General features: G+C 43.9%; 21 protein-coding genes and 2 tRNA genes. 14 read left to right on the top strand and 9 right to left on the bottom strand.

Going from position 1 to position 23024, the window contains the following annotated elements; all coding sequences use genetic code 11:
• The 4 genes from FWF39_RS08430 to FWF39_RS08445 form a co-directional block, all read left to right on the top strand.
• On the top strand, positions 1–972 hold a 972-nt coding region (locus FWF39_RS08430; RefSeq protein WP_343382998.1), incomplete at its 5' end, for a transposase.
• A 207-nt stretch (positions 973–1179) separates the two neighbouring features.
• Positions 1180–5532, top strand: a complete 4353-nt coding sequence (locus FWF39_RS08435; protein WP_343382999.1) for a hypothetical protein — start codon at positions 1180–1182, stop codon at positions 5530–5532.
• A 451-nt stretch (positions 5533–5983) separates the two neighbouring features.
• A complete protein-coding gene (locus tag FWF39_RS08440) occupies positions 5984–8704 on the top strand; it encodes a cellulase family glycosylhydrolase (RefSeq protein ID WP_343383000.1) in 2721 nt (906 codons plus the stop codon).
• Positions 8705–8820: 116 nt separating this feature from the next.
• Positions 8821–9501, top strand: coding sequence for a phosphatase PAP2 family protein (locus FWF39_RS08445; RefSeq protein ID WP_343383001.1), 681 nt, complete (start codon positions 8821–8823; stop codon positions 9499–9501).
• Between the two features lie 85 nt (positions 9502–9586).
• Here the strand turns inward: FWF39_RS08445 and FWF39_RS08450 are convergent, their stop codons facing one another.
• The 3 genes from FWF39_RS08450 to FWF39_RS08460 all read right to left on the bottom strand — a co-directional run bounded on the left by FWF39_RS08450 (position 9587) and on the right by FWF39_RS08460 (position 11717).
• Entirely contained in the window at positions 9587–10003 is a 417-nt protein-coding gene (locus FWF39_RS08450; RefSeq protein ID WP_343383002.1) for a toprim domain-containing protein, read from the bottom strand.
• Positions 10004–10007: 4 nt separating this feature from the next.
• Positions 10008–11096: a tyrosine--tRNA ligase gene (locus FWF39_RS08455; RefSeq protein ID WP_343383003.1), complete on the bottom strand. Its 1089-nt coding sequence runs from the start codon at positions 11094–11096 to the stop codon at positions 10008–10010.
• Between the two features lie 536 nt (positions 11097–11632).
• Positions 11633–11717, bottom strand: a tRNA-Ser gene (locus FWF39_RS08460).
• A 372-nt stretch (positions 11718–12089) separates the two neighbouring features.
• On the opposite strand from FWF39_RS08460, the gene FWF39_RS08465 reads away from it, so the two are divergent.
• On the top strand, positions 12090–13034 hold the full coding sequence (locus FWF39_RS08465) for a hypothetical protein (RefSeq protein ID WP_343383004.1): 945 nt from the start codon (positions 12090–12092) through the stop codon (positions 13032–13034).
• Positions 13035–13159: 125 nt separating this feature from the next.
• On the top strand, positions 13160–13651 hold the full coding sequence (locus tag FWF39_RS08470) for a Mov34/MPN/PAD-1 family protein (protein ID WP_343383005.1): 492 nt from the start codon (positions 13160–13162) through the stop codon (positions 13649–13651).
• Here the strand turns inward: FWF39_RS08470 and FWF39_RS08475 are convergent.
• The 3 genes from FWF39_RS08475 to FWF39_RS08485 form a co-directional block, all read right to left on the bottom strand.
• Positions 13648–14013, bottom strand: coding sequence for a hypothetical protein (locus tag FWF39_RS08475; RefSeq protein WP_343383006.1), 366 nt, complete (start codon positions 14011–14013; stop codon positions 13648–13650). The genes FWF39_RS08470 and FWF39_RS08475 overlap by 4 nt on opposite strands.
• A 152-nt stretch (positions 14014–14165) precedes the next feature.
• Complete coding sequence (locus FWF39_RS08480; protein ID WP_343383007.1) at positions 14166–14918, bottom strand: creatininase family protein; 753 nt, start codon at positions 14916–14918, stop codon at positions 14166–14168.
• A 130-nt stretch (positions 14919–15048) separates the two neighbouring features.
• Positions 15049–16296, bottom strand: a complete 1248-nt coding sequence (locus FWF39_RS08485; protein ID WP_343383008.1) for a DUF2400 family protein — start codon at positions 16294–16296, stop codon at positions 15049–15051.
• Between the two features lie 157 nt (positions 16297–16453).
• Between FWF39_RS08485 and FWF39_RS08490 the strand changes: the two genes are divergently transcribed.
• Positions 16454–16531, top strand: a tRNA-Val gene (locus FWF39_RS08490).
• A gap of 65 nt (positions 16532–16596) precedes the next feature.
• Positions 16597–16914: a hypothetical protein gene (locus FWF39_RS08495; RefSeq protein WP_343383009.1), complete on the top strand. Its 318-nt coding sequence runs from the start codon at positions 16597–16599 to the stop codon at positions 16912–16914.
• A gap of 254 nt (positions 16915–17168) precedes the next feature.
• On the opposite strand, the gene FWF39_RS08500 is transcribed toward FWF39_RS08495, so the two are convergent.
• The gene (locus FWF39_RS08500) at positions 17169–17675 is read right to left on the bottom strand and encodes an Lrp/AsnC family transcriptional regulator (protein ID WP_343383010.1); all 507 of its coding nucleotides are present in this window, start codon (positions 17673–17675) and stop codon (positions 17169–17171) included.
• Between the two features lie 299 nt (positions 17676–17974).
• Here FWF39_RS08500 and FWF39_RS08505 point away from each other — a divergent pair, with 299 nt between their 5' ends.
• The 5 genes from FWF39_RS08505 to FWF39_RS08525 all read left to right on the top strand — a co-directional run bounded on the left by FWF39_RS08505 (position 17975) and on the right by FWF39_RS08525 (position 20971).
• The gene (locus tag FWF39_RS08505) at positions 17975–19336 is read left to right on the top strand and encodes a M20/M25/M40 family metallo-hydrolase (protein WP_343383011.1); all 1362 of its coding nucleotides are present in this window, start codon (positions 17975–17977) and stop codon (positions 19334–19336) included.
• Positions 19337–19400: 64 nt separating this feature from the next.
• On the top strand, positions 19401–19958 hold the full coding sequence (locus tag FWF39_RS08510) for a metallophosphoesterase (RefSeq protein ID WP_343383012.1): 558 nt from the start codon (positions 19401–19403) through the stop codon (positions 19956–19958).
• Between the two features lie 216 nt (positions 19959–20174).
• The gene (locus FWF39_RS08515) at positions 20175–20312 is read left to right on the top strand and encodes a hypothetical protein (protein WP_343383013.1); all 138 of its coding nucleotides are present in this window, start codon (positions 20175–20177) and stop codon (positions 20310–20312) included.
• The gene (locus FWF39_RS08520; protein WP_343383014.1) at positions 20312–20548 is read left to right on the top strand and encodes a hypothetical protein; all 237 of its coding nucleotides are present in this window, start codon (positions 20312–20314) and stop codon (positions 20546–20548) included. The genes FWF39_RS08515 and FWF39_RS08520 overlap by 1 nt, the downstream gene beginning before the upstream one ends.
• A gap of 42 nt (positions 20549–20590) precedes the next feature.
• Entirely contained in the window at positions 20591–20971 is a 381-nt protein-coding gene (locus FWF39_RS08525) for a YkgJ family cysteine cluster protein (protein ID WP_343383015.1), read from the top strand.
• Between the two features lie 65 nt (positions 20972–21036).
• On the opposite strand, the gene FWF39_RS08530 is transcribed toward FWF39_RS08525, so the two are convergent.
• Positions 21037–21378 (bottom strand): winged helix-turn-helix domain-containing protein, encoded by a 342-nt coding sequence (locus FWF39_RS08530; RefSeq protein ID WP_343383016.1) that lies wholly within the window; start codon positions 21376–21378, stop codon positions 21037–21039.
• Positions 21379–21520: 142 nt separating this feature from the next.
• Here FWF39_RS08530 and FWF39_RS08535 point away from each other — a divergent pair, with 142 nt between their 5' ends.
• Positions 21521–22381, top strand: coding sequence for a VOC family protein (locus tag FWF39_RS08535; RefSeq protein WP_343383017.1), 861 nt, complete (start codon positions 21521–21523; stop codon positions 22379–22381).
• 11 nt (positions 22382–22392) lie between these two features.
• Here the strand turns inward: FWF39_RS08535 and FWF39_RS08540 are convergent, their stop codons facing one another.
• Positions 22393–22830, bottom strand: coding sequence for a hypothetical protein (locus FWF39_RS08540; RefSeq protein ID WP_343383018.1), 438 nt, complete (start codon positions 22828–22830; stop codon positions 22393–22395).
• Positions 22831–23024: the final 194 nt, after the last annotated feature.

A 23024-nucleotide genomic window follows, 5' to 3' on the forward strand; every position in this document is an offset into this window, starting at 1 on the left:
CTAGCTGACGATGGCACAAACCTAAACCTACCCACCACAAAAGAAACCCTAAAACAATACGGTAACAGCACAAACCACGGCACCAAACCCCAAGCAGCCCTAGGCCTCTCCTGCCGCTACGACATACTCAACAAAACAATCCTACACCTCACCATAAACCGAGTGAAATTTAACGAAATCGCCCAAACCCAAATTCACCACCAAAAAACCCCAACCACAGTAGACAACATACCCACAATCATAACTCTAGACCGTGCCTATCCCTCCCTTGCCCTCTTTGTTCCCTGGATCGCCTCCGATCAGAAATTTGTCATCCGGCTCAAATCACACGACTTTAAAGACGAACGCTCCCAAATGCAAACCAATGATCAACAACTCACCATAGCACTCACCCCGCCCCGTTTAGTGCGTCATAAAAAAAATCCAATCTACCCCCTCTTGGAACAGACTAAAACGGTGATGCTGCGGGTGGTAAATGTTGCTCGGCCTGATGGTTCGACTGTTAGTGTGGTTACTAATTTGGATGAGTCGTTTAGTGCCACTGAGATAGCTGAGGTGTATAGGTTGCGTTGGGAAGTGGAGACGGCGTTTGATATGCTGAAGAATCAGTTGGAGGTGGAGAATTTTACTGGAACTAAGCCTGTTCTAATTGTGCAGGATGTGTTGGCGTGTGTTTTTTTGTTTAATTTGGCTCAGGATATGATTTATGATGCTCAGGTGCTTTATGATGCACAAAAGAAGGTTTCTAAGCATCGGATGGTTGTTAATCGGGGGTTTGCGATTGGGGTTTTAAAGGATGAGTTGGTGGGGGTTTTATTGGAGACTAATGGGGTGAGGAAGCGGGAGCGTTTTTTAGCTATGATTGAGATGTTAAAGATGCAGGTTTTGCCGGTTCGACCGGATCGGTCTTTTGTGCGTAATAAGGGCAATTTTGCGGGTAAGTACTGTAATACTCGGAAACGTTGTTACTAAAGTTCAGAGCGTGAAATTTTGTGAAATGGAGCGTATGCTACGGTTCGCCTAACCCCGTTACGATTATGTTATTCTTATTTCAAACAATGATGCTATAACACGGAAAAAACACAAAATAATTAACAGGCACAACTGTTCCTAACCAAATATTTACCCCATACAGCCGTTATCAAACAAGAACCTCAAACACTTGTACACATTAAGTTAATGACATTGCTATTATTTGTTATGTTGCTGATTTTCTCTATTGTTTATACAGCAACATTTAACGGGGATTCCCCTTTTGTCTCAGCATACACTCCTGATGATATTGTCTATAATGAGTTAGATCTCAGAGCTGCTGTTAATGTTGCTTTAGGTATAGCGCCAAATCAATATGTTATTGCATTAGGCGCTGATATTCAGCTAACAACTTCTACACTTGCCATACCTACAAATACACATATCGTGTTGATAAATGATGATGATACGCCTAGAAAACTAATTGGAGTAAATGCCTTAGGCACCCTTACTGTCCAATCTGGTAGTACCCTGGTACTTGATGGTATTATTGTTACACATAATAGTGATGACAAAGGTAGAGGGGTGTATGTTGGTTCTAGTGCTGCTCTTATCTTAAGTAGTGGGGAGATTACAGGAAACGACATCTACACTGGTGATACTATTACTGATGATCAATTGGGCGGTGGTGTTTATAATTGGGGTACCTTTACCATGAATGGAGGTACGATCAGTGGAAATTCGGCATATAATGGCGGCGGATTGTATAGCATACGCAGCTTTACTATAAATGGTGGTACTTTCTCTGAAAATACTGCCGCAGGTGCCGGAGGCGGAGTTGCTAATTTGGGCACCCTTGTGATAAATAATGGAACGTTTTATAGAAACCAAGCGGTAAATGGCGCAGGAGTTTTTAGCGGCGTTTATAGTACCTTCACCTTGACCAACGGTGCTTTCTTAGAAAATATTGCCGTTAATGGTGCTGGCGGGGGAGTCTACAACGATGCGTATAGCACCTTTGTCCTCCTAGATGGCATTTTTTCTAAAAATAAGGCGTATGATGGCGGCGGGGTGTTTAACTTGGGTATTTTTAAGATGTCTGGGGGTATTATTGGCGGTGCCACCGTTGCAGAAGGCAACCTAGCCATCGACATTGGCGGAGGTGTCTGTGATGGTGGTGGTTTTAGTGATTTTACCCTGAGTGGAGGCGTAATTGCCCACAACACTGCAGACTTTCTAGGTGGAGGTGTAGCATGTGATGCTGGGGTGTTCACTATGATTGCTGGTCAGATTTCTGATAATCATGCTTACTATGGTGGTGGTGTTTACGTTGGGTATTCACTCACTTTTAACCTGGAGGGTGGTGTGATTTCTGGTAACACTGCCGAGCATGGTGGTGGTGTGTGCAACTGGGGCGGTGATTTTAACATGTTTGACAATGCAATCCTAACAGGCAATGTGGCATATGCTGATGGTGGTGGTGTGTACAATATCTACTACGACTTTGTCATGGAGGGTGGTGTGATTTCTGGTAACACTGCTCATCAGGGTGGTGGTGTATACAACTTGGGTTTCTTTGAAATGTTTGATGGTGTGATTTCTGGCAATACGGTTTCTGGCACTACTCATAATGATCGTGGCGGAGGTGTATATAATGCCGGTACTGATGCCATTTTCAATATGGCTGGAGGCATAATCGGAGGTACCAATATTGGTGAGAGTAATTCTGCTTATGACGGCGGAGGAGTGTATAATGATCACGGCACCTTTACTATCTCAAGCAATGCGGCTATATTGGGTAACAAGGCCTCTTTTGGTGCAGGGGTATATAATGATGGCGGCACATTTGACCTAGGTGCGAGTTCTTCTTCTGAAATAGTTTGCATCTCAGGCAATACTGCACATGATGGTGGTGGTGTGTTTAATGGTGGTGGTGCCATTTTTAACATGTTTGGTAATGCAGTAATTTCCGATAATTCCGGTTATGATGGCGCTGGAGTGAATAATCATGCTGTGTTTAACATGTTTGGTGGTGAGATTTCAGGTAACTCTGCTAGTGGTGGTGGAGGTGGAGTGCGTAATAGCGATGAATTTACTATGTATGCTGGAAAAATTTCTGGTAATTCTGCCAATGGTGCTGGAGGAGTGTTAAATTATCATATATTCAATATGTTGGGTGGAGAAATCTCGGACAATACCGCCCAATCATATGGTGGTGGGGTCTCAAACAATGGAAGTAGCGCCCTTGGTCATGCTTTTTTTGATATGTCGGGTGATACAATCATTGCTAATAATACAGCGCGTTTTGGTGGTGGCGGTGTATACAATGATGATCACGCCACCTTTAACATGTTTGGACAGGCAATAATTTCAGGCAATAGCGCCACTACCCCCGACCATACTCAGGGTCGGGGCGGTGGTGTGCACAATTATGTCGATGGCACATTTAACATGTTTGACCACGCAATCATTTCAAACAATTTTGCCACCTGGGGTGGCGGGGTGTACAACGATCACAACTGTACACTCAATATGTCTGGCAATGCAGCCCTCTTAGACAACGATGCATACTTATATGGTGGTGGGGTGTATAACTGGAACTACTACACTACTTCTGCGCCTTCACTTGTCAGCCTCTCCGATAATGCGAAAATCTCGGGTAATTCAGCTGCTTCTTATGGCGGTGGAGTGCAAAACACCAATAACGGTCTTCTATTCTTGAGTGGTGCGGTGGTTATCTCTAATAATTCTGCTCTCTATGGCGGCGGCATATACACCACTAGTGCACTCCCTGATGCTGTTACAATAAATGGTGGTACCATTGCTAATAACTCTGCTAGTAGCGGAGGAGGCATATACACAACTCGTGATCTCCTTATGAGGGCGGGTGTGATTGGTAACAACACTGCTGAGTTTAATGGTGGGGGTGTGTATGTGGGTTCTACTGGTTTTTTTGAGTTGCTGGCTGGAGCTGTTTCAAACAATGTAGCGGGCAATAATGGTGGGGGGATTTGGATTACTAACATTGGTGATATTGATGCTCTTGGGCAGAAGCTCTATGTCGAGAGTGGAGTGGTGTTTAAGGATAATGCGGCTAGCGTTCTTGTTTCTCTATCCGAGTTAAGTGTACATGAGACTGAAGTGTATCGTAATCAAGTTAAGGTTATGGATGGGTTGTGGTCAAGTGGTCAACGCTTTGGTATAAATAACTATGACATCAGCTACACAGCTAGTTGCATAGTGATCTATGACCCCGGGGAGCAGGGCACTTGGCAACCTGGGGATGAAACCTACTCAGGCTTAGCCTTTGGCGATTCTACACCCATATTCGGCACCGCCTCAGGCGCGGACTATACGGTTGATCACACATTGGGCTGGATATTTACAGGCTGGCTTCCAGCTTGGTCTGCTACCGTATCGGGTAATGTGACCTATGTGGCCCAGTGGACTGGAGGCGGTGGTGTAGAACCAATATTTTACACTGTGCGCTATGATGGTAATGGATATACAGGCGGAGAGGTGCCTTTGGGTGGTTATTATCCGGCGGGCCATTCGGTTCTGGTAGCGGCTCAGGGCAGTATGGTTCGAGCGGACTATGTTTTCCAAGGCTGGGCCTACATCTCAGATGCTAAAACACCCGATTTTGCCGCTGGCTCAACGGCCTATCTTAGTCTCACAGGCGATGTTACACTATTTGCAGTATGGCTTGAGGAGGGTTCGCCTTCTTTGACCTATACGATATCGTATTTGCCTGGTGAGTATGGTACTTTTGAGGCGGTTAGTTTTGTGTGTGCTTTGGGGGATTTGACACCTGAGGCACCTGTGGTAACTGGTCAACCCGGCTGGAGCTTTATCGGCTGGGCACCCAATCAATCGTCTACTGTTGAGGGTGATGCCACCTATGTGGCACAATGGAAACCAGAAACTACCCCAACTCCCTCACCTAACCCAACAGCTACCCCAACATCATCACCCACATCCACCCCAACCCGTCCACCAACTTCAACTCCCTCACCTACTCCAACCCGTCCACCAACTTCAACTCCCTCCCCCACACCAACACCTGTACCAACTTTGTCGCCGTCTCCGAGTCCAACTGTCTCACCTCCTGGGGAGAATGTGGATGAGGTACCGGTTTGGGCGCTTGTAAATCTAATCTTGAGTGTTGTTGGGGTCATATTGGCAATTTTACTAACTATAGGCGTGTTGTTGCAGTGTAGCCAGAAACATACAAAGTCTCAGACTAAGCAAACGGAGACTAAGAATGCTAAGTATGCCGATAATCAAAGCATAGAGGAAACTGAAGTGGAGAAACAGAAGCAGCGACGTCTTTTGTGGTTTGTCCTTAGTGTCATTTTGGGGATTGCAGGTATTATTGTGTTTTTGTTTACGGAGGATCTTAGTCGCCCAATGGGTTTAGTGGATAGTTGGACAATCGTAAACGTGATTATCCTTGCAGTGCAAATCATAGCCCTAATCTTTACTTTCAAACACAAAAAGGACAACACATCCAACACAGAGGAACCTAACACCTCTACCCCCACATCCAACACACAATAACCCTTTCTTTACTAATTTGACCGTGCACCTGCGGTGTTAAGTTGAGATGCGTGTCAGCATTTTTTTATATTTGTTATTATTTTTCTAGTGGCAGTTTGGATCTAACCCTTGTGAAACTCAAAAATACGATTTCATGGTGGTGAATGCATAACACTGTCGCTGTTAAGACAAGTGATGCTGTTATTTTATCTGACAAAGATGAAAATACTTCGATTTTTCATTGGATCTTTTAACACAGTATCGAGTAGTCTGAGAACCTAGAGGTGATATTGTAGCCTACGGTAGGTAATTAATTTAGCTGTGGTGTTAGTACATAATTGTAGATATCTTTATAACTCTTATAGGGGTTAGTTCCTTGTAGCTTTTAAAAGTAATATTTTTTGGTGAAAAAATGCTAAAATCACTCAAAAAAACAACCTGTATCTTCTTTGTATTTTTGTTGCTATTTTCCATGTTTACTTTTTTGTTCCCTGTGAATGCATACTCAGTGTTTACTGATGATTTTTTGGGTGGAACTTTTAGTGCTTGGAGTTCAACCTATGCAAATCCAACGATCTCAAATGGTGTTGCACAATTTACTGTAACAGGCGGTAATGGCGCTGGTTGCTATGTGATAAAGGACCAATTGCCCATAAAGCGCACTGAGGTGTTTTCGGTATCCTCCAAAATACGCTTCAACACCATACCCACTACCGGTCAAGGCAATTCCGCTATAATTTTCACCAAACTATTTGACTCCTCCAACCCCAAAGCCGCAACCGTCTACGCATTTGTTGATGGCTCCCAACATTTCGGACTATGGATTGGCGAATGGCCAAACTACATAACCATCTATGACACAACAACCATACAAGCCAACACCTACTACGAGGTAACCCTCGAATTAGATAACCCCAACCAACAACTCAAACTAATCATTGACGGACAGACCAAACTAACCTACAACTACAACACTTATTCTGCATTCCAAAACAGCAACCACCTCACCCTCATTGAGGGGATTGCAGAAAATTACGCTTGGGCAACCATCCAAGTATGGCTTGATTACGTGCAAGTTAATAGCAACGCTAAAACCACCTATGCTATCTCAACCCTAGCTGGCCCAGGAGGCACTATTAGCCCAGGTACAACACAAATCACTGCTGGAGCAAGCCAAACATTTACTATCTCCCCCAATCCAGGCTATTTACTCTCTCAAGTAACAATCGATGGCCAAAACCAAGGCACCCCAACCAGCTACACATTCACAAATATACAAACCAACCATATTATCACAGCCTCATTTAGACCCCTGACATTTAGCGATGGCTTTGAAAGCGGCTCATTTAACGCCTGGAGTGGAACTCTAAGTTCAGGCGGAACCATATCCCCCTCAACAACAAAAGCCCACACTGGTACCTACTCAGCACGCAGCCTAGTATACTCCGAGGGCGGCCAAGCAATGCTCTACAAAGACTTGCCCAGTAGTAGAACGGTTGTCTATATGCAAGCATACCTTTGGATAGACCTCCAACTGGTCCCAAATGGCGGCGCGGCATCAATTATAGAATTACTAAACGGCCCCACAATAAACAGTCGATTTGGCATCAAAAACAACGACGGTACCCTAAACTATGCCCTTAGCCACAAAGACCGCACAGGCACCGAAATCACAACCGTCTCTACCAACACCGCAACTCTGGGCACCTGGCATCTAATCGAGATAGCTGTCTATGCCCATGCTGTTGCCGGCTGGTCAAAACTATGGGTGGATGGACAATTGGTAATTGATAACACAAACATAAACACCGGAACCTCCATCAACAAAATCAACCTAGGCTCCGCAAACCATGTCTCAATGGTCTATCTCGACAACATAGTTGTCGCCGACACCTACATCGGCCCCCCAACCTACACAATCTCAACCCTAGCCGGTCCAGGAGGCTCTATAACCCCCTCAAATCAAATACAAATCCCTGCGGGGAGCAGTCAAATCTTTACTATAACTCCCAACCCCGGATACACAATCAACCAAGTTATCGTTGATGGCCAAAATCAAGGCCCAATAACCACCTACAGCTTTACAAACATACAAACCAACCACACCCTAAGCGCCACCTTCAAACAACAATCCCTCTCTCCAACCATAGAGCCCCTCCATGTAGTTGGACGCCAAATCCAAACCGCAAGCAACAAAAACATAACCCTGCATGGCGTTGACTACACCTACTTTATCGATGGTCCCAACGGTAGCTGGATGACATCCGACGGCAACATACTATGGAACACCTGGAGCCCCACCGCTATAAATTCCAATCTAGACGCTCTCCAACGCATAGGCGTCAACATCATACGCGTTACCACAACCGCTCAGTGGTGGATAGATAACACTGATGATTTTCAGAATCACATTTCCTACTTTATAACCCAAGCCGCCGAGCGCGGAATATATGTAGACTTTACCTTTTGGCAAGCTACTCCCACAAGCGGCATGCCCGATGGTGTCTTACCCTGGGCCGATGGAAACGGTCTCATAAACAACCCCCAAGACTTCATTGCACTATGGATTGATGTTGCCAACACTCTAAAGATCCATCCAAACGTCCTCTTTGAATTCTGGAATGAACCCAACGCAAGAGGCGACCCCTTCGCAGAAGCAAACTGGTTTAGAACCACCCAACAATGCATCAATGCCCTCCGAGCAATAGGTGCCACAAACCTGATTGTTATCCAGTGGAACTATGGCTTAGCCATGGACTATACTTGGTACCAACAAGGCTCAATTTGGGGTCTAAACTGGGTAGATACCCACACACTATTTGACCCCACAGGCAACCTAGTCTATGGTACACACCTATACCGAAACAAATTCTACAACTGGCCCACAACTGATGGCATGCCCCACAGTTTAGCAGACGCAACCTTTGCACTAACCCAAACAGGCGTTCTAAGCTTTGACAAACCCCTCTGGATAAGCGAAATCGGTTGCAATCTTTGGGCCACCAACCAAAACAACGAATATGAATGGTACAACAACACCCTAACAGTTCTCAATCAAAACAACATCGGCTACGCAGCCTGGGCCTGGGCACCTTGGCGAACAGGCACCCAATGGGGTCTAGTAAATGGCGGAGTTCCCAACTATCAACTAAACCCTGCCGGACAAATATTCCAAAACCAAATCGCCGCCTAACCTTTTTTTGCTAGCCCAAATAATCTGTTAGAATGTTACCTTCAGTTCAAGTAATTTCTGACAAATACATAGCATACCTTTTATTTTATGTCACCATGGAACTGGCAGGTATCTAAGTGACAACACTCTCTGTACCTACACTCAAATCAATAACTGCTAACCGACAATATTTAGCCCTAAGTTTAGCTTTCCTTATCACTTTTCTAGGGGTTTTGCTTCTTAGACCCCATCTGCTGAGCTTTGATCTAACTATTAACAGCTGGGTACCCACAATCCACTCAGACTGGGCAACCCCCATAGCTATTGCAATCTCGTATGGCTTTGATACCTACAGCCTACTCATTCTCAGCTTAGCTATTGCCGGATATCTCTTCTACAAAAATCACCGACCCCACAGCCTATTACTCCTAGTTGCTATGGGCGGCAATGCCGCCTTTGTAGCCCTCTTTAAAACCCTAGTTCAGTCTCCTAGACCCCTAAATGGGGTAATCATCGATACCGGTTACTCTTTTCCAAGCGGCCATACCGCTGGAAGCATAGTCTTCTGCGGTGTACTGGCTTATTTCGCTTGGCAACACTGGAAAACCACCAAACCCCGCACCTTACTAATCATCTCAGCAGCCATAATCCCCTCCGTGGTGGGGTTTGATAGACTATATCTAAACGTTCACTGGTTTAGCGATGTTTTAGGCGGATGCATGCTTGGACTTTTCTGGCTTGCCTTCTCAATACTGCTCATCAAACTTTTAATAAAAAGTAAACCAAACACCAAAAAACTATCCCCCAACCGCCGATGACTAATCGCCAACTACCTGTTGATGGTTGCTCAAAATATATTTACACTTCATCTATCTTTGTTAGCAGACAATATTACTTAGTAGTTTATCCTGCCTGTTTTTGTTGGATGGTTGCCAAATAAGTGGGTAGTCCCTCTATGCACTGAACATCACGGCTAACCAACGACGCCAGCTCACGCCAAACCTGTACATTTACTTTGGTGTTTGTGCGTTCAAGGTTTTGTTGCAGTCGTTTTGTGCCCTCTCGTCCTCGGCGGTCAAAATCTAGCAATAAAATAACCTCTGAGGTACCCAACGATTCAATTTCGGCGGTAGCTTGCAAAAAAGATTTTCCACCCGTTTTAACCGTTAACACCCTGCCCCCAACGCCTAATTCCAATAGCGCTTGGGCATCTTTTTTCCCCTCAACAACCATCGGCTTACCGCTTTTGGCCTGCTCCACTAATTTAGCTAAGACATCATCGATTTTTTCAAGACGAGTTTTGAGTTGCGTAGACAGCAAGCCTCTATCTTGTTATCTGCGCTTTTTGTATTGTCTCAAGACAGTCCATGGCGTCTTTGTGGTTGGCAAAGTAGCGGCGTACCGGTTCTAAAATCTCTGACAGTTCTGCGGCAACACCGTTTTTAAGATCCATGGGGTGCAGTTTACCCTCGATGTAGCTGTTGGCCAAGTCTTCATAGCTCTCAAAGTCTATGTTGCCGCCAAATTTCGCAGGCCGCTCAATGGTAAATACTGATTTCTCTCGGAAGATGATGTATTTAGCAATATCCATAACGGGGTTGTATTTGACTATGCCCTCCGGGCAGAAAGCGCGTGACATTTTTTCTTTGATTTCTTGGGGCGAGTCATAGATGTATATGCAGGTTTTGGGTTTACTCTTTGACATTTTAGCGGATGCCAACGCTTCACGTTCTTGGCCTTCTGGAATCGGCCAAACGGAGGGTTTCTCTAGCCCCTGTAGAAGATGATGATGAACACAGACAGGTTTCCAAAAACCTAGCTTTTCGCCAATTTCTCTGCTGACCATGTTAGCTTTACGCTGATCCATACCCAACTGACAGATTTTTACCTTCATGTGAAATATATCTGCAACCTGCATAGGGGTGTAGATGTAGTCGCTGACGTAGTGGGCTTCGCCTTCTTTGCGTCCCGCTATCTCAAGGGTACGGGTGGTGCGAGCAAGTGTGAGATTTTTACTAATTACTATCATTTTTTCCCAGTAATCAATGTCTTGGTATAATTCATCACTGTAGATAAATTCCACCTTGTCGCCGGGAACGCCTAGGGCAAGCCAGCTGTGACGGAACAGATCTGCGGCTTTGTGAATAAGCTCCCGATCTCCGCCTAGTTTATTGTTAAGCCATGCGTGCCATGTGGACAGATATGCTTTGAAGTGGATGCCGGCTTCGGCAAAGTCTTTCATTTTATAAGCGCAGATAACTCCTGTGCCTAGGTGCGCAAGTCCTGAAGGTTCCCAGCCGTTATAGGCAATAGGGTGCTCTTCAGCTTCTAGGAGTGCTCGAAGATCCTCAGTTGTTACCAGTTCCTCAGCGGGCGGTCTGCAAATAAGCTCAATCTTTTTCTCTATATCCACTTATACCAGCATCCTAAGTTAACGTTAATGACTCTTCTTTAACTTAAATTTAGAGGCTAACTTATTATTATTTTTCGCGGGCTGATGTCTCCCGACGTAACCTAACACTTCACCTCACAGCTAAGCGTCGCTTTAAGCTTGGTGAAGCTCTCTCGGCGCGGGAATTTACGCCCGTATCTCACCTGTTCCATAATTGGGTAGAACTCGATCGGTCATAGGTGCAAGATTTATGTTTCTTGCGTGCCCTCTGTCAAGTCCGTCGTTATGGGTGCTCATTTTCGGCAAGACACACATAATGATGTTATTTGTTTGTTAAAGGTTGCGTTTATCTAAACCCACTCGCCCACCCAGTTCAAACCCAGCTAATAACCCATCTAAAAATCAGTTCCAAACTACCCATATCGGTTGCAGGTGCTCATTGTTTTATCTTCTTTGCTCTATAGTAGCTTTACTGTGTTTTCGTATTCTTTGCTCTTAGGTTGAGATAAAATTGGTTTGGAGAGAAAATTCATTGTAATTGTATAAGCAGAAGGAGGCGCCGAGAATGGGATTCGAACCCATGCGGACCGGAAGATCCACGGGCTCTCAAGGCCCGCGCGTTAACCACTCTGCCATCTCGGCACCATAGCGCAACACTCTATTCTTTGTGTATCTTAAATGTTTACCGAGTCAACCAGATGAATTCTATATTAACCATAAATAAGCCGATCCAACATGACCAAAAAACTAAACTCGCTCATCCAAACAACCAGTTTCATCAACCTGACTAAATCAATACTGCCGCCGCAGGGTTGTTTATCGCCTCCATTAGTACAATGGTTGTCGTCATAACTGGATAACACCCCTCAAAACAGCTGAGTTTTTAAAACAAAAAGAAAGAGTTGAATTTTCAGGATGAACTCAAAAAGGCTTGATTAGAGTCGCGTACTGTGTCCTTATAACAGATATATGGCTAACACAAAACTTTTTAATGTGATCCAATTATTATTTAATATGAGTTACATTAACAAGTTTTTTGCTTTAGCCATTATTATCAGTATGGCACTGGTAACTTTAATTATGTTAATTCCGCCTATGTCTGCACAAGCAGAAATGCCTGTGCCCTCTCTGCCAACTTGTGATGTAACGCTTCAGGGACCCTGGCCAAAATATGTTCCGCCCGTATATGAGGTCAACCCATCAACTGGAAAAACTATCCTGATAAAAGACGGCTACACCGTATACGAAAAATCGTTATGGGTAAGAATGGCGCCTATGCAGATCTTTATGCCCTATACTAATTCTGAGGGGCAAATGGTAAACCTGTTTTTTAATCTTCGGTGGAAAGATCACCAAGATACAGTCTGGCAAAGCCTCGACCAAGTATGGTCAAAAGAGTCTCTTTTCCCATGTAGCAGACAAGAGTCTCCAACTTCTCCTGTTGGGGCTGTTGGTATGAGTTTGGGTTTTATTGGAAGTGACTTTTTTGGGAGTGCAAGTGTTCAGGTTCCGGATGTTGATCAGATTGATTTTCAGGTTGAGGCCTTTATAGGTTATTATCTTATGGATAGTGAGAGTTATATTTTGGATAGTGAGGGTGCACCTATTTTGGATAGTGAGGGCGTGCCTATTTTTGGTTATGCTTTAGATAGTGAGGGTGCGCCTATTTTTGTGGGTCAGTCAAGCGGCTGGTGTGATATAGTGATGTTTAATATGATTGAGCAATCAACTACGGTACTTCCTGGAACTTCTGCGCCATCGTTAACTCTTAGCTCATCGTCATCCCAAAACCGGCCCTCCTCATCTGATCCGTCAGGTGCACAGTTTGATGCTTGGTTTGGTTTTTTGATTATCTTGCTGGCAATAATAGTAGTGGTGATAGTAGTAGTAGTGGTCGTGGTAACTTTGCTTATATTTAGAAAAAACCGGGGATACAACAAAAAAGATACAGACCGATGACCCTAAACTCGACATAGTGGGCGTGTCTATATATAATCAAGATACACCCTTGAACTCACGGCGGTTGCTGGTTTTTTGTCTAATTTTGTTTATGGTGCTGTTTTTACATAAGGGTTCTGTGAGTTGTGGGCAAACTTCTTAACTTGCCATTCCAACTTGATGCTATGCCGCAAGCTCTAACAATTCAGATTCCAAGTAACATATTGGAGGCTATTTATGCCGGCGCTAAGGAACTCTATCCACGCGAGAGTTTTCTGTTGCTTAGAGGTAACAAAAACAAAGGCATCATATCGATCACTGATTTGATTTTAGCTCCATTTGCCATTCATGGGGAGGGCGAAGTACACTTCAATCCTTACATGTTCTCCGGTGACCTCAGTCTGGTTGGCACAGTACATTCACATCCATCGGGCAATATTTCTCCCAGCCACACCGATCTTAACTATTTTTTCGGCCGGGTTCTTATGATAGTGGGTTACCCCTATGAAAGTCACACCTGTATAGCCGCCTATGACTCAAATGCCAATAGAATACCCATAGAAATAACTGCACCCCTAGCATGCGATGACGAAGACTTCTACGACGAAGACTTATACAAAGAAGAAGAGGACTTCTAAAGTTCACTTTTTTGGTTTTCTTTTAGCGCCGTCTGATATTCTAAAATGTATTCTTTGGCAAATTGATCGGCTTTGTCCTCGGTGCCCCGATGCACTCTATCTACTGCTCGGCTTCGCAGATGATGATAGAATTCATGCAAAATAACCATTGGATTAACAAATATGTCGCTGTCGCGCACATATATAGTTTGGTTTTTTGCAGTATAGCATCCATAGGCTTTGAGTTTAAGTTTTTTTGGCAACCCCACTTTGATCTGTGGAACAGTAATCTGATATTTCTCACCCAGCAATCTTAGTGCCTCCTCAGGATTGCTATCAAGAATCAACCAAACAACCCGTGCCTTAAAGGGATCAAACGACATAATGATCACCTACAAAAACACCCCCGCATTAATAGCAATTTGCCATGCCTAACTCATTGTCCCAAATAACAAGACCCGCCATAAACCTAACCATCTGTCAACGGATTCAACTGCTGGTTTCTTGCAGATGGTGCTGTGTGTTTTTTTGGGTTTTATTTTTCCAGTTCTTGAACAAGTTTAACCAGTTGTTCAATTACATGGGTGTTGATTTTTTGTCCTTTCTCTTTGGTGGCTGCTGTGGGGTCGCCAAGTACGCCGCTTGGGAAGTATTGTTCTGGGTGGAGGACAACTTCAAAGCGCGGCATTTCATAGTTGCTTGGTATGCCTTTTGATTTAATCAGATCCGGTCGGATCGCCATAACTCGTGAGGTTTCAATTGTTCCTGCATGGCCATCTCTTGGGTCTGCTAACTCACTGGATAGTTCCTCTGCAAAATCATAGTCGGATAAAACCATAATGCGTGTGCGTTGTTTGCCGTTTTCTTCTCCATTTTGATAGATGACCTTTTGTGCTGCAAGCCTGAGGGCCACCATATGTGAAGAACCGGCATGACCGCTAAGGACAATTATGCGGTTAAACCCATTGCGGGATAATTCAGAGAGAATGTCTTTGGCTACATTAAAAAGGGTGTTGAATTGAATTGTTAGGCTGCCTGGAAAATTGCGTGCTGCATTTACGATGCCATAACGAAAAGGCGGCGCCACTAAACAGCCTGTTTGACGTGCAGCCTCAAGTGCAACATATTCAGGTTGCACACTATCTGTACCCAGAGGTAAATGTTTGCCGTGTTCTTCTACACTTCCGATTGGAAAAATAACCACTCTGCCCTGCATAGCGGCCTCTGCGGCCTCAACAGTGCTTAACTCATCAAGCCATAAATGCCCCGGGTTGTTAGTGTTTGTCATAATCAACATCTGTTATTTGCAGGATTTCTATTTTACGGCAACACTTTGTGTGTTTTATCTGCCGGATGTTGCAGAAGAGCTAGGATCATGTCAATTGTAGTGGTGGTGTTTGTTGTTGTTATTTTAGGTGTTATTGTCCGTAGGTGTCGTTTTTGATTTTTTCTGCTAAGAGCTGGATAAATTCGATGGGCCAAACATCGTCGGCGACATCATCGGTTAGGATTCTTCTTTGGTGATAGAGTGGAATAAGGTCATTTTTGAGAAGTAAAATGAGCAGGAATTGGTGTCCGTAGGTGCGTTTGAAGAGAGCGTATTTGCGGGCTTGGCGTTTGGTCATTTCGAAGTGGGGTTCGAGGATGATTTTTCTGCCCTGGACTGTTTTTTCTAAGATAAAGTCGGGTGTGTAGATTTCGTTTGGCAGGGGAAAACTGATGGTTTCATACCCATAGGGGATGTGTAGTTGTAGCAGGGTGAGTGCGGTTTTTTTTTCCCAGCCGCTTTTGTAGTTGCTCATTTTTTGGTAGTATGCTCGGGGTTGTCCTGTGATTGTTTTCATTTGTTCTAAAAATTCTAGTGCGGATTTGAGTGTGTGGCGGTTGAGTGGTTTTTGTTTTAGCCATCTGCCCAGTAAAAAGAAGGGGTGGTCGATTTTTGCGGGGTCTTGGGGGAAGAGGGTTTTGGCATAGTTGGTTAATTTTTGGCGGGCTTCGGCGCTGGTTTGTTCGTCGCGCCACAGGGCGGGTGAGGCTGATGATATTATGCCTAGACTGGCGGCGACGTTGGCGTTTTCTTTGGTTAGTGGTACGTAGAGGTCTTGGGGGTGGAGGTGGTTATAGATTTGTAGGTCGGGTTGTGGGCGTACCATCCAGCGTAGATAGATCCATGCGCGGTCTTTGTGGGGGCCTGATAGTGCGGGGATGTTTTGGGCTAGGTCGTCGAGGAAGTCTTTTGGTTTGGTGAATTTTTGGGCGTATTTTAGTAGGTTGCGTTCTGCTTTGTATTTAACAAACGTGTTAACGGAGGCTATGATCTCTGAGGCGGCTTTTTTGTTTGGGCCTAGATCATGGTGGAAGTATGCTTTTATGATGACTTCTTCAAAAAGGTGGGGTTTTTTTATTTCAAAGAGTTTGTTGCCAAAGGCTCTGTTTAGATAGACTAACAGCATGCGGGCGTTTTCGGGGTATCCTACTACGGTGTCGTCAAGGATTGCGGCGGCCATTAAAAAGTAGTGGGCGATGTTGCTGTGTTCTTCGGTTTTTGAAGAGTAGGGGTTAAAGAGTAACCTGGGGCTCATGCGTCTGTCCCATTGGACATCGGCGGCCTCGGAGTTTTTGCTGATGAACTCCTTTAGTAGAGGTGTTACTTCGTCTGTTACCATTAACCCTTACCGGCAATAGATTATGTAGCGGGTGCTTAAAACTGCTATGTTGAAATTGCGGCGTAAGAGTTTAATAGGGGCTGGGAAATGAAGTAGTGCGCATCTAGAAACGAAGCGCCTATATAGTTAGGTGCAGTAGGAGATGGTGCTAAAGTGTGGGCCGGTCGTCTAGCCTGGTTAGGACATCTGCTTGACGTGCAGAAGGTCGCCGGTCCGAATCCGGTCCGGCCCACCACAATTAATTTCTCCAGTATAGTCGTGTTCATAAAATAGGTTGATGTTTTCTATGTTGTTTGTATTTTGGATAAAACTGGTGTAGTGATTGTTCTTCGTTTTATCTGTGTAGAGCTTTGGACTAACTACGGTCGCGTAGGGCGGGAGATACTAAATTATATGTTAAACAAAAGCGGATATTCCCGTCTATTATTAGGCTCGGATAGAACCAAATACATAAAACTGCTTCGACTAGCAAACGAAGAAAAATATGATCAAATGGTGGTGCAGTTTGCTCAATTAATTGTCGACCAAAGATACCAAGTGATGATGGATAATTTGGTGCAAATAGTTATACCGCCAAAAAGGAACAACCAACTACGATTGCAAGATTTCTTAATCTAACCTTTTTGTAAGGCTGATGGTTGATGAAACGGGCTATTTTTGGATATGTTGATGTTCCATAAAATTGGTTATGTGCTTGTATAAGGCAAATGTTCTGTATCTTTTTGCTTGTGGCATTGGTTAGAATCGTTTATGTCTGTGTTTGAATTGTTGTTTGGGGTGTGTTTTAGTTTGTTTGTTGTTTGTATAGTGGTTTGTTGGTTTGGTTGTTAAAGAAAAGATAGTTGGGGTAGAAAAGAGTGGGGGGTTGTTGTTTATTTTAGTGATGCGAGGTATTTTAGGTGGAATGGTTTGATGAGTATTCCGCCTTTGAGGTCGGCGCTGAAGGTTTGGCTTTCGACCACCCAATCTGAGAGTTCAGAATCATGTGTTCGTATGAATTCTGCAAAACTGGCGAAGTTTTCATGTAGCGATATGCATACTGCATCCCAGCCCATGCCTCTTCCTTCTGAGACTAGTATGACGTTTGTTTGTTTCATGTACCATTCTTTCATTTTTTGAATGGCTTTTGTTTTTTCGTCGCCTGTTTGGTATTTTAGTTTGCTTTTCAGAAAGGTTATGGCTGTAATCTCAAATCCGATTTGTCCGAATTTGGGAATAACGGTGTATCCTTCGATATAGTTTTCTTCTAACATGGCTCGTCTTCGGGTCACAGTCGGCTGAGAAACGCCTAAAGCTTTAGCTAGTTGTCTGTCGCTTCTGTGTGAGTCCTTCATGAGTTCGAACAGAATTTTGTAGTCTATAGGTTTTAGCTCTTTCATTTGCATTTCACTCACAATTTTTGTTATGTAAATGCATTTTTCAACCCATATATAAATGATGCGATAGCTTTTGCGAAAATTTAAATGCTTATCTGGTTTGTTGTTCTGATTCAGTATGTGTTTAATCTATTGGACTGAATAATTTTTTGTGCCTAATTTGTATGATCAGTGTTGGCAGCGCTGTGTTTTTGGCTAGGTGAATTCACTAGTTAATCAATAGAAATAACAAGTCGCATGAATTAAGTGATAAAACAGATGCTTTTTAAGACAAAAAACCCACTAACCCACAGGCGCCACAAATGCCCATCCAAATCCAAACCAACATCAAAGAAGAAATCACAACCTTCCTCTCCAACCTAATCCAAATAAACACAACCAACCCCCCAGGAAACGAAACACAAGCCGCCCAATACATAAAAGAATACCTAACCAAAGACGGCTTTACCTCAGAAATCCTCGAATCCGCCCCCGGCAGAGGAAGCCTAATCACCCGATTAAAAGGCACCGGAGAAAAACCCAACCTCCTCCTCCTATCCCACCTAGACGTCGTCGCCGCCAACCCAAAAGAATGGACCACCAACCCCTTTGCAGGAACCATCAAAGACGGCTATGTTTATGGCAGAGGCGCCATAGACATGAAAGGCATGACCGCCATCGAGGTCATAACCCTAAAACTCCTCAAACAAAACAACATTCCACTAAAAGGCGACGTCGTTTTAGCTGCAACAGCCGATGAAGAACGCGGTGGCGAAGCAGGCGCAGGTTACCTGCTACGCAACCACAAAAACAAAATCTGGTGCCCCTACATACTAAACGAAGGCGGCGGAACAGCATTCCCCCAAAACAAACAAAACATCTACCCCATCCAAACCGCCGAAAAAGGCATCCTATGGTTCAAAATAACAGCCAAAGGCACCCCCGGACACGGCTCAACACCCAACATGGCCGACAACGCCATCACACGCATCAACAAAGTCCTCACAAAACTAGAAACCTACCAACCCCCCACCATCTATGTTGATACCCTCCAAGAGTTCCTAACTCAAATCACCCAAACAAATTCCCAACTAAAAGACCTCATAAACCAACTCCTAGCTAACCCCCAAAAAAGCGAACAAATCCTAAACGAACTCGCCCAAAAAGACAAAGCCCTAGCAGAAGAAATCCGCCCCCGAATCAAAACCACCCTAACCCCCACAATAATCCAAGGCGGCACAAAAGAAAACATCATCCCCTCCCAATGCGAAGCCGTCTTTGACTGCCGCGTCCTACCCGGCCAAAGCACAACAAACACCCTTGACTTAATCAAACAAATGTTAAAAGACATTGACGACGACCAAAAACTCAGCTATGAAATCATCCAAATACACGACGGCAACCAGTCCACCACACAAACCCCTCTCTATGAAACAATCAAAAATGTACTCCAAGAAGCAGACCCCGGTTGCAGCATAACTCCCACCCTAACAACAGGCGGCACCGACTCACGCTTCTTTAGAGAAACCGGCAGTATCTGCTACGGATTCCACCCCGTACGTCCCGAAGAACCCAACGATCAATACGAAAAACGCATACACGGTATCGACGAACGTCTAAGCATAGAAAACCTAGTCTGGGGAACCAGCATCTTTTATGAAACCATCAAACGATTTCTAACCTAACCCCCTCTTTCTATAAACGCTTTTATTTTCCAACCCTGGCTAATAGATACCGAGAAGCATCAATATGATCAGCAACAGCACCCAACAAATCCCCGCAGTAAACCAACAGCAAGAACCCCCAAATAACACCACAAAAATCATTGGCCTAATCTCTGACACCCATATCCCCAAAAAAGCACACTATCTCCCAAAACGAGTGATTGAACTTTTTGAAAAAGTCGACTACATCATTCACGCAGGCGACTTAGTGGAACTATCAGTGATAGATGAACTCGAACAAATAGCCCCCGTTTTAGCCGTACACGGCAACATGGACGGCCTAGCAGTCACAGACACACTGCCGCAACTCAACTCACTAAAACTCTTCGATTGGAAAATCGGTGTTATGCACGATCCCGATATCCACTTTGGGTTAACTACGATGCGAGAACTCACCAAACAAAACGGCTTTAACGTATTTGTTTACGGCCATACCCATGTTGCAAACATTACCTGGGAAAACAAAACCCTCTACATCAACCCCGGTAGCCCCACAGTCCCTCCCTCAATCATAAGCAAACCCTCTGTTGGATTACTTAGAATAACCAAAGAAACCATAACACCCCAAATCATAGAATTCTAACAAAAACAACAACAAAAACAAGCATCGCCATAAAATATCTGGTTTACTTTGGTATATCTGTTGGTTTTTGTATGGTGTTGTTGGGTGCGTTTAATGTGTGTTGGATGTCGGTGTTTGTAGTTTTGGTTCACTTTTAATGACCTCTCCCCTCTTTGGGGAGGTAGTTTTGTGGGGGGTCTTAAAAGTAAAATCTGCTAAGGGTTTGTTGTGGTTAGTATGGAACAGTGTAAAAATCCTTGGAATAATGTTTGTGTCTGTGAGGATATAAAACTCTACATTCAAGTTAAAGGTGAAAATCTGCCAATTTGTCAGCAATGTTGGAGTCAAATCGCCGATCAAGATGAGGAATGGTAATGCAGAGTTTTAGTATTAACAGTGCCAAATCCTACATAGGTAAAAACGTTAATTTACATCTAAAAGATGGGGCTGTAATTGTTAATGTTCACCTTACGCGTTTGCACAAAGGCGAGGGTAAAAACAGTAAACAAATTGAGTACCATTTGACAAACCGCAAAAGTAATCGTATACCCTTAAAAGAAGTTGCATATGCAAAACCCCTCAACAACTCTCTTATAAAAATCTCTGCATAAACTTGCTAAAGGCTCAAATAGTGCTCTGGGTCTTCACGGCTTATGCGTTGCTCAAACTGTGGCGTATGTTGTACTGAAACCGAAATGTTACTTTCCAAAAAAGACATCCAGCGCCTCGAACACAAAGGACACCCTCCGCGCAGGTTTGTGCGCTATGATAAAGAGGGCTATGCAACGTTGAAAAACAGCGGTGGATATTGCGTTTTCTATGACCCCCCAGCTATGCGATGCAGTGTATATGCTGATCGGCCCATGGGTTGTAGAGTCTACCCCGTGATAGTTGATGAAGAGACAGGCATAATCTTAGATACCATTTGTTGCGCTAGACACTCAATTTCAAAAGCTGAAAAAACCCTCAAGGGCAAACGAGTAGTTAGGCTCCTTGAGATAATCGATTCTGAGGCCGCCGAACGCCGCTCATAAGACTTCGCTTGCTTGGTGAATGTATTTTTGTGTGTTGGTTTAGGCTAAATGTTTTTGTCTGGTGGTTAGTTTGTGAATTCGTTGAGCAAATCGTTTAATTGGGCAAATAGTTCAAGAAAGCGGTAACCTTTTTCGGTGGTGGCGTATTTGTTGAGTTTTTTAGTTAGCAGTCCTTGGGTTGTGAGTGTGTTTATGTGTGTTTTTAGTTGGGTGTAGTTGAGATTGGTGTTATACATTATGCTGGTTTTGGTTTTATGTTGTTCGCAAAATAGCAAAATTTCAGCGATTATGTCTAGTTTGCCCCGTCTAAATCCTTTAAAGTAGCTTCTTTGATGTTCATGTCTTAGCAATGCCAGTTGGAGTTCATGTGAATTTAGTTTTGTTGTTCCTATTACGGAGCTTGTCAAACAGACGCCTCGGTTTAATCTGATTAAATGTTCTTTAACTCTTAAACGAATGTGATTGTGAATTGGCAGTAACAGGTTCCTAACCGCGTTTATGCATTAAGCCTTTAAATAGCCCTTGATGTATGTGGGTTTGTGGGTTTATATGGATCAAAAATTGGTGCTCTACTCTGATGGTGGTGCTCGCGGTAATCCTGGGCCTGCGGCGGCGGCTTATATAGCTCTAAGTGAGGCGGGTGTAACGGTGAGGACTGATGCGCGTACTTTGGGTGTTAGTACTAACAATAAAGCTGAGTATGCTGCATTGCTGATGGCGCTTCAATTTGCTGTTGAGTATGGTGCTGAGGAAGTTGTTTGTTATCTTGATAGTGAATTGGTTGTCAATCAGTTAAATGGTGTTTATAGCGTAAAAAATCTTGATCTTCAAAAGCTCTGGCGGCAGGTGCATCAGCTTAGAGTGGGGTTTAAAAAAATTAGTTTTTTTAATGTGCGACGGAGTAATCCCTGTATAGCACGGGCTGATGCACTTGTTAATCAGGCCCTAGATGAACAAAGAGGCTCAGCTAAAACTTCTCATATAGACAACAAAGCGGTTTCTGCAAATGTGGGTTCTGTTTTTGTTCACGTGAGTGTTCGTACCAGTAATGTTGAGCGTTCGGTTGATTTTTATCATCGTTTTTTGGGGTTGGAGGTTGTGCGCAGAGTTGCGGTCAAGGCAACTAATGCTGAGCTTGTGTTTCTCCAAGCGCCTGCCCGGTTGGGGTGTTGTATGCTTGAGTTGACTTTTTATCGGGATCAGAAACAGTATTTGCAGGCTGATTATGAGAATCGGGTTTTTGATCATTTAGGTTTTGAAGTGGATGATATTCATGTGATTTTAGCGGCTATGCGAAAAGCAAACGTTACCATTACTGATGAACCCCGTATGTTTGGTGAGGATTCAATTATTGCGTTTGTTGAGGACCCCGATGGGACACTTATCGAGTTAATCGAGCGCAAGAAGTAACGCGGCAGAGGTTATTCGTAGAATTTGGGTCGGGCACGTTTGCTGTATTCTTCTATGGCTTTGGCGCGTTCTTCTTCGGCTTTATCTTTTTCTTCTGCTTCTTGTTCTGCTGGTTGTGCTACGGTTTTCTCAAATTCCATGTCTACGTTTTTGTAGTTGCTCTCCAGAGCGGTTATGTAGATTTTAAAGTCGTCCATGGCGTTTTCTGCTTGATGATGGGATGAATGTACTTGTTCGGAGAGCAGTATGATCAGGTCAAGCATGCTGCGCAGGGTTTGTTTGTCGTTTTCTGGGGAATGGTCGTAGTAGCGTTGAAAGACGCTCAATAAGTCTATGAACATGTTGTCGACTTCTCTTGTTTCCCTCTTGTAGTGGTTCTCAGAAGTTAATGATTTAGTTTTGAGGGTAAGCATGAGATTTTTAAGAATAGTTGCATTAGCCTGAGACAAAATAAAAACCTATTCTAGCTATGGGTGCTGATCAAGTTATATATTTTGGTGAGTTGTTTTGGCGTATTGTGTACTGCTTTGACCGCATTATAAATAAGTGTTGATTGTATATGTTAACACGTGCTTAGTTATGAATAAAAAGTACAGTGTTAACTTGACCAAAGATGAGCGTTGGATAATTTTTGAGACAATTA

The organism is Candidatus Bathycorpusculum sp. (assembly GCF_009778815.1).
In the GTDB taxonomy this organism is placed as follows: domain Archaea; phylum Thermoproteota; class Bathyarchaeia; order Bathyarchaeales; family Bathycorpusculaceae; genus Bathycorpusculum; species Bathycorpusculum hydrogenotrophicum.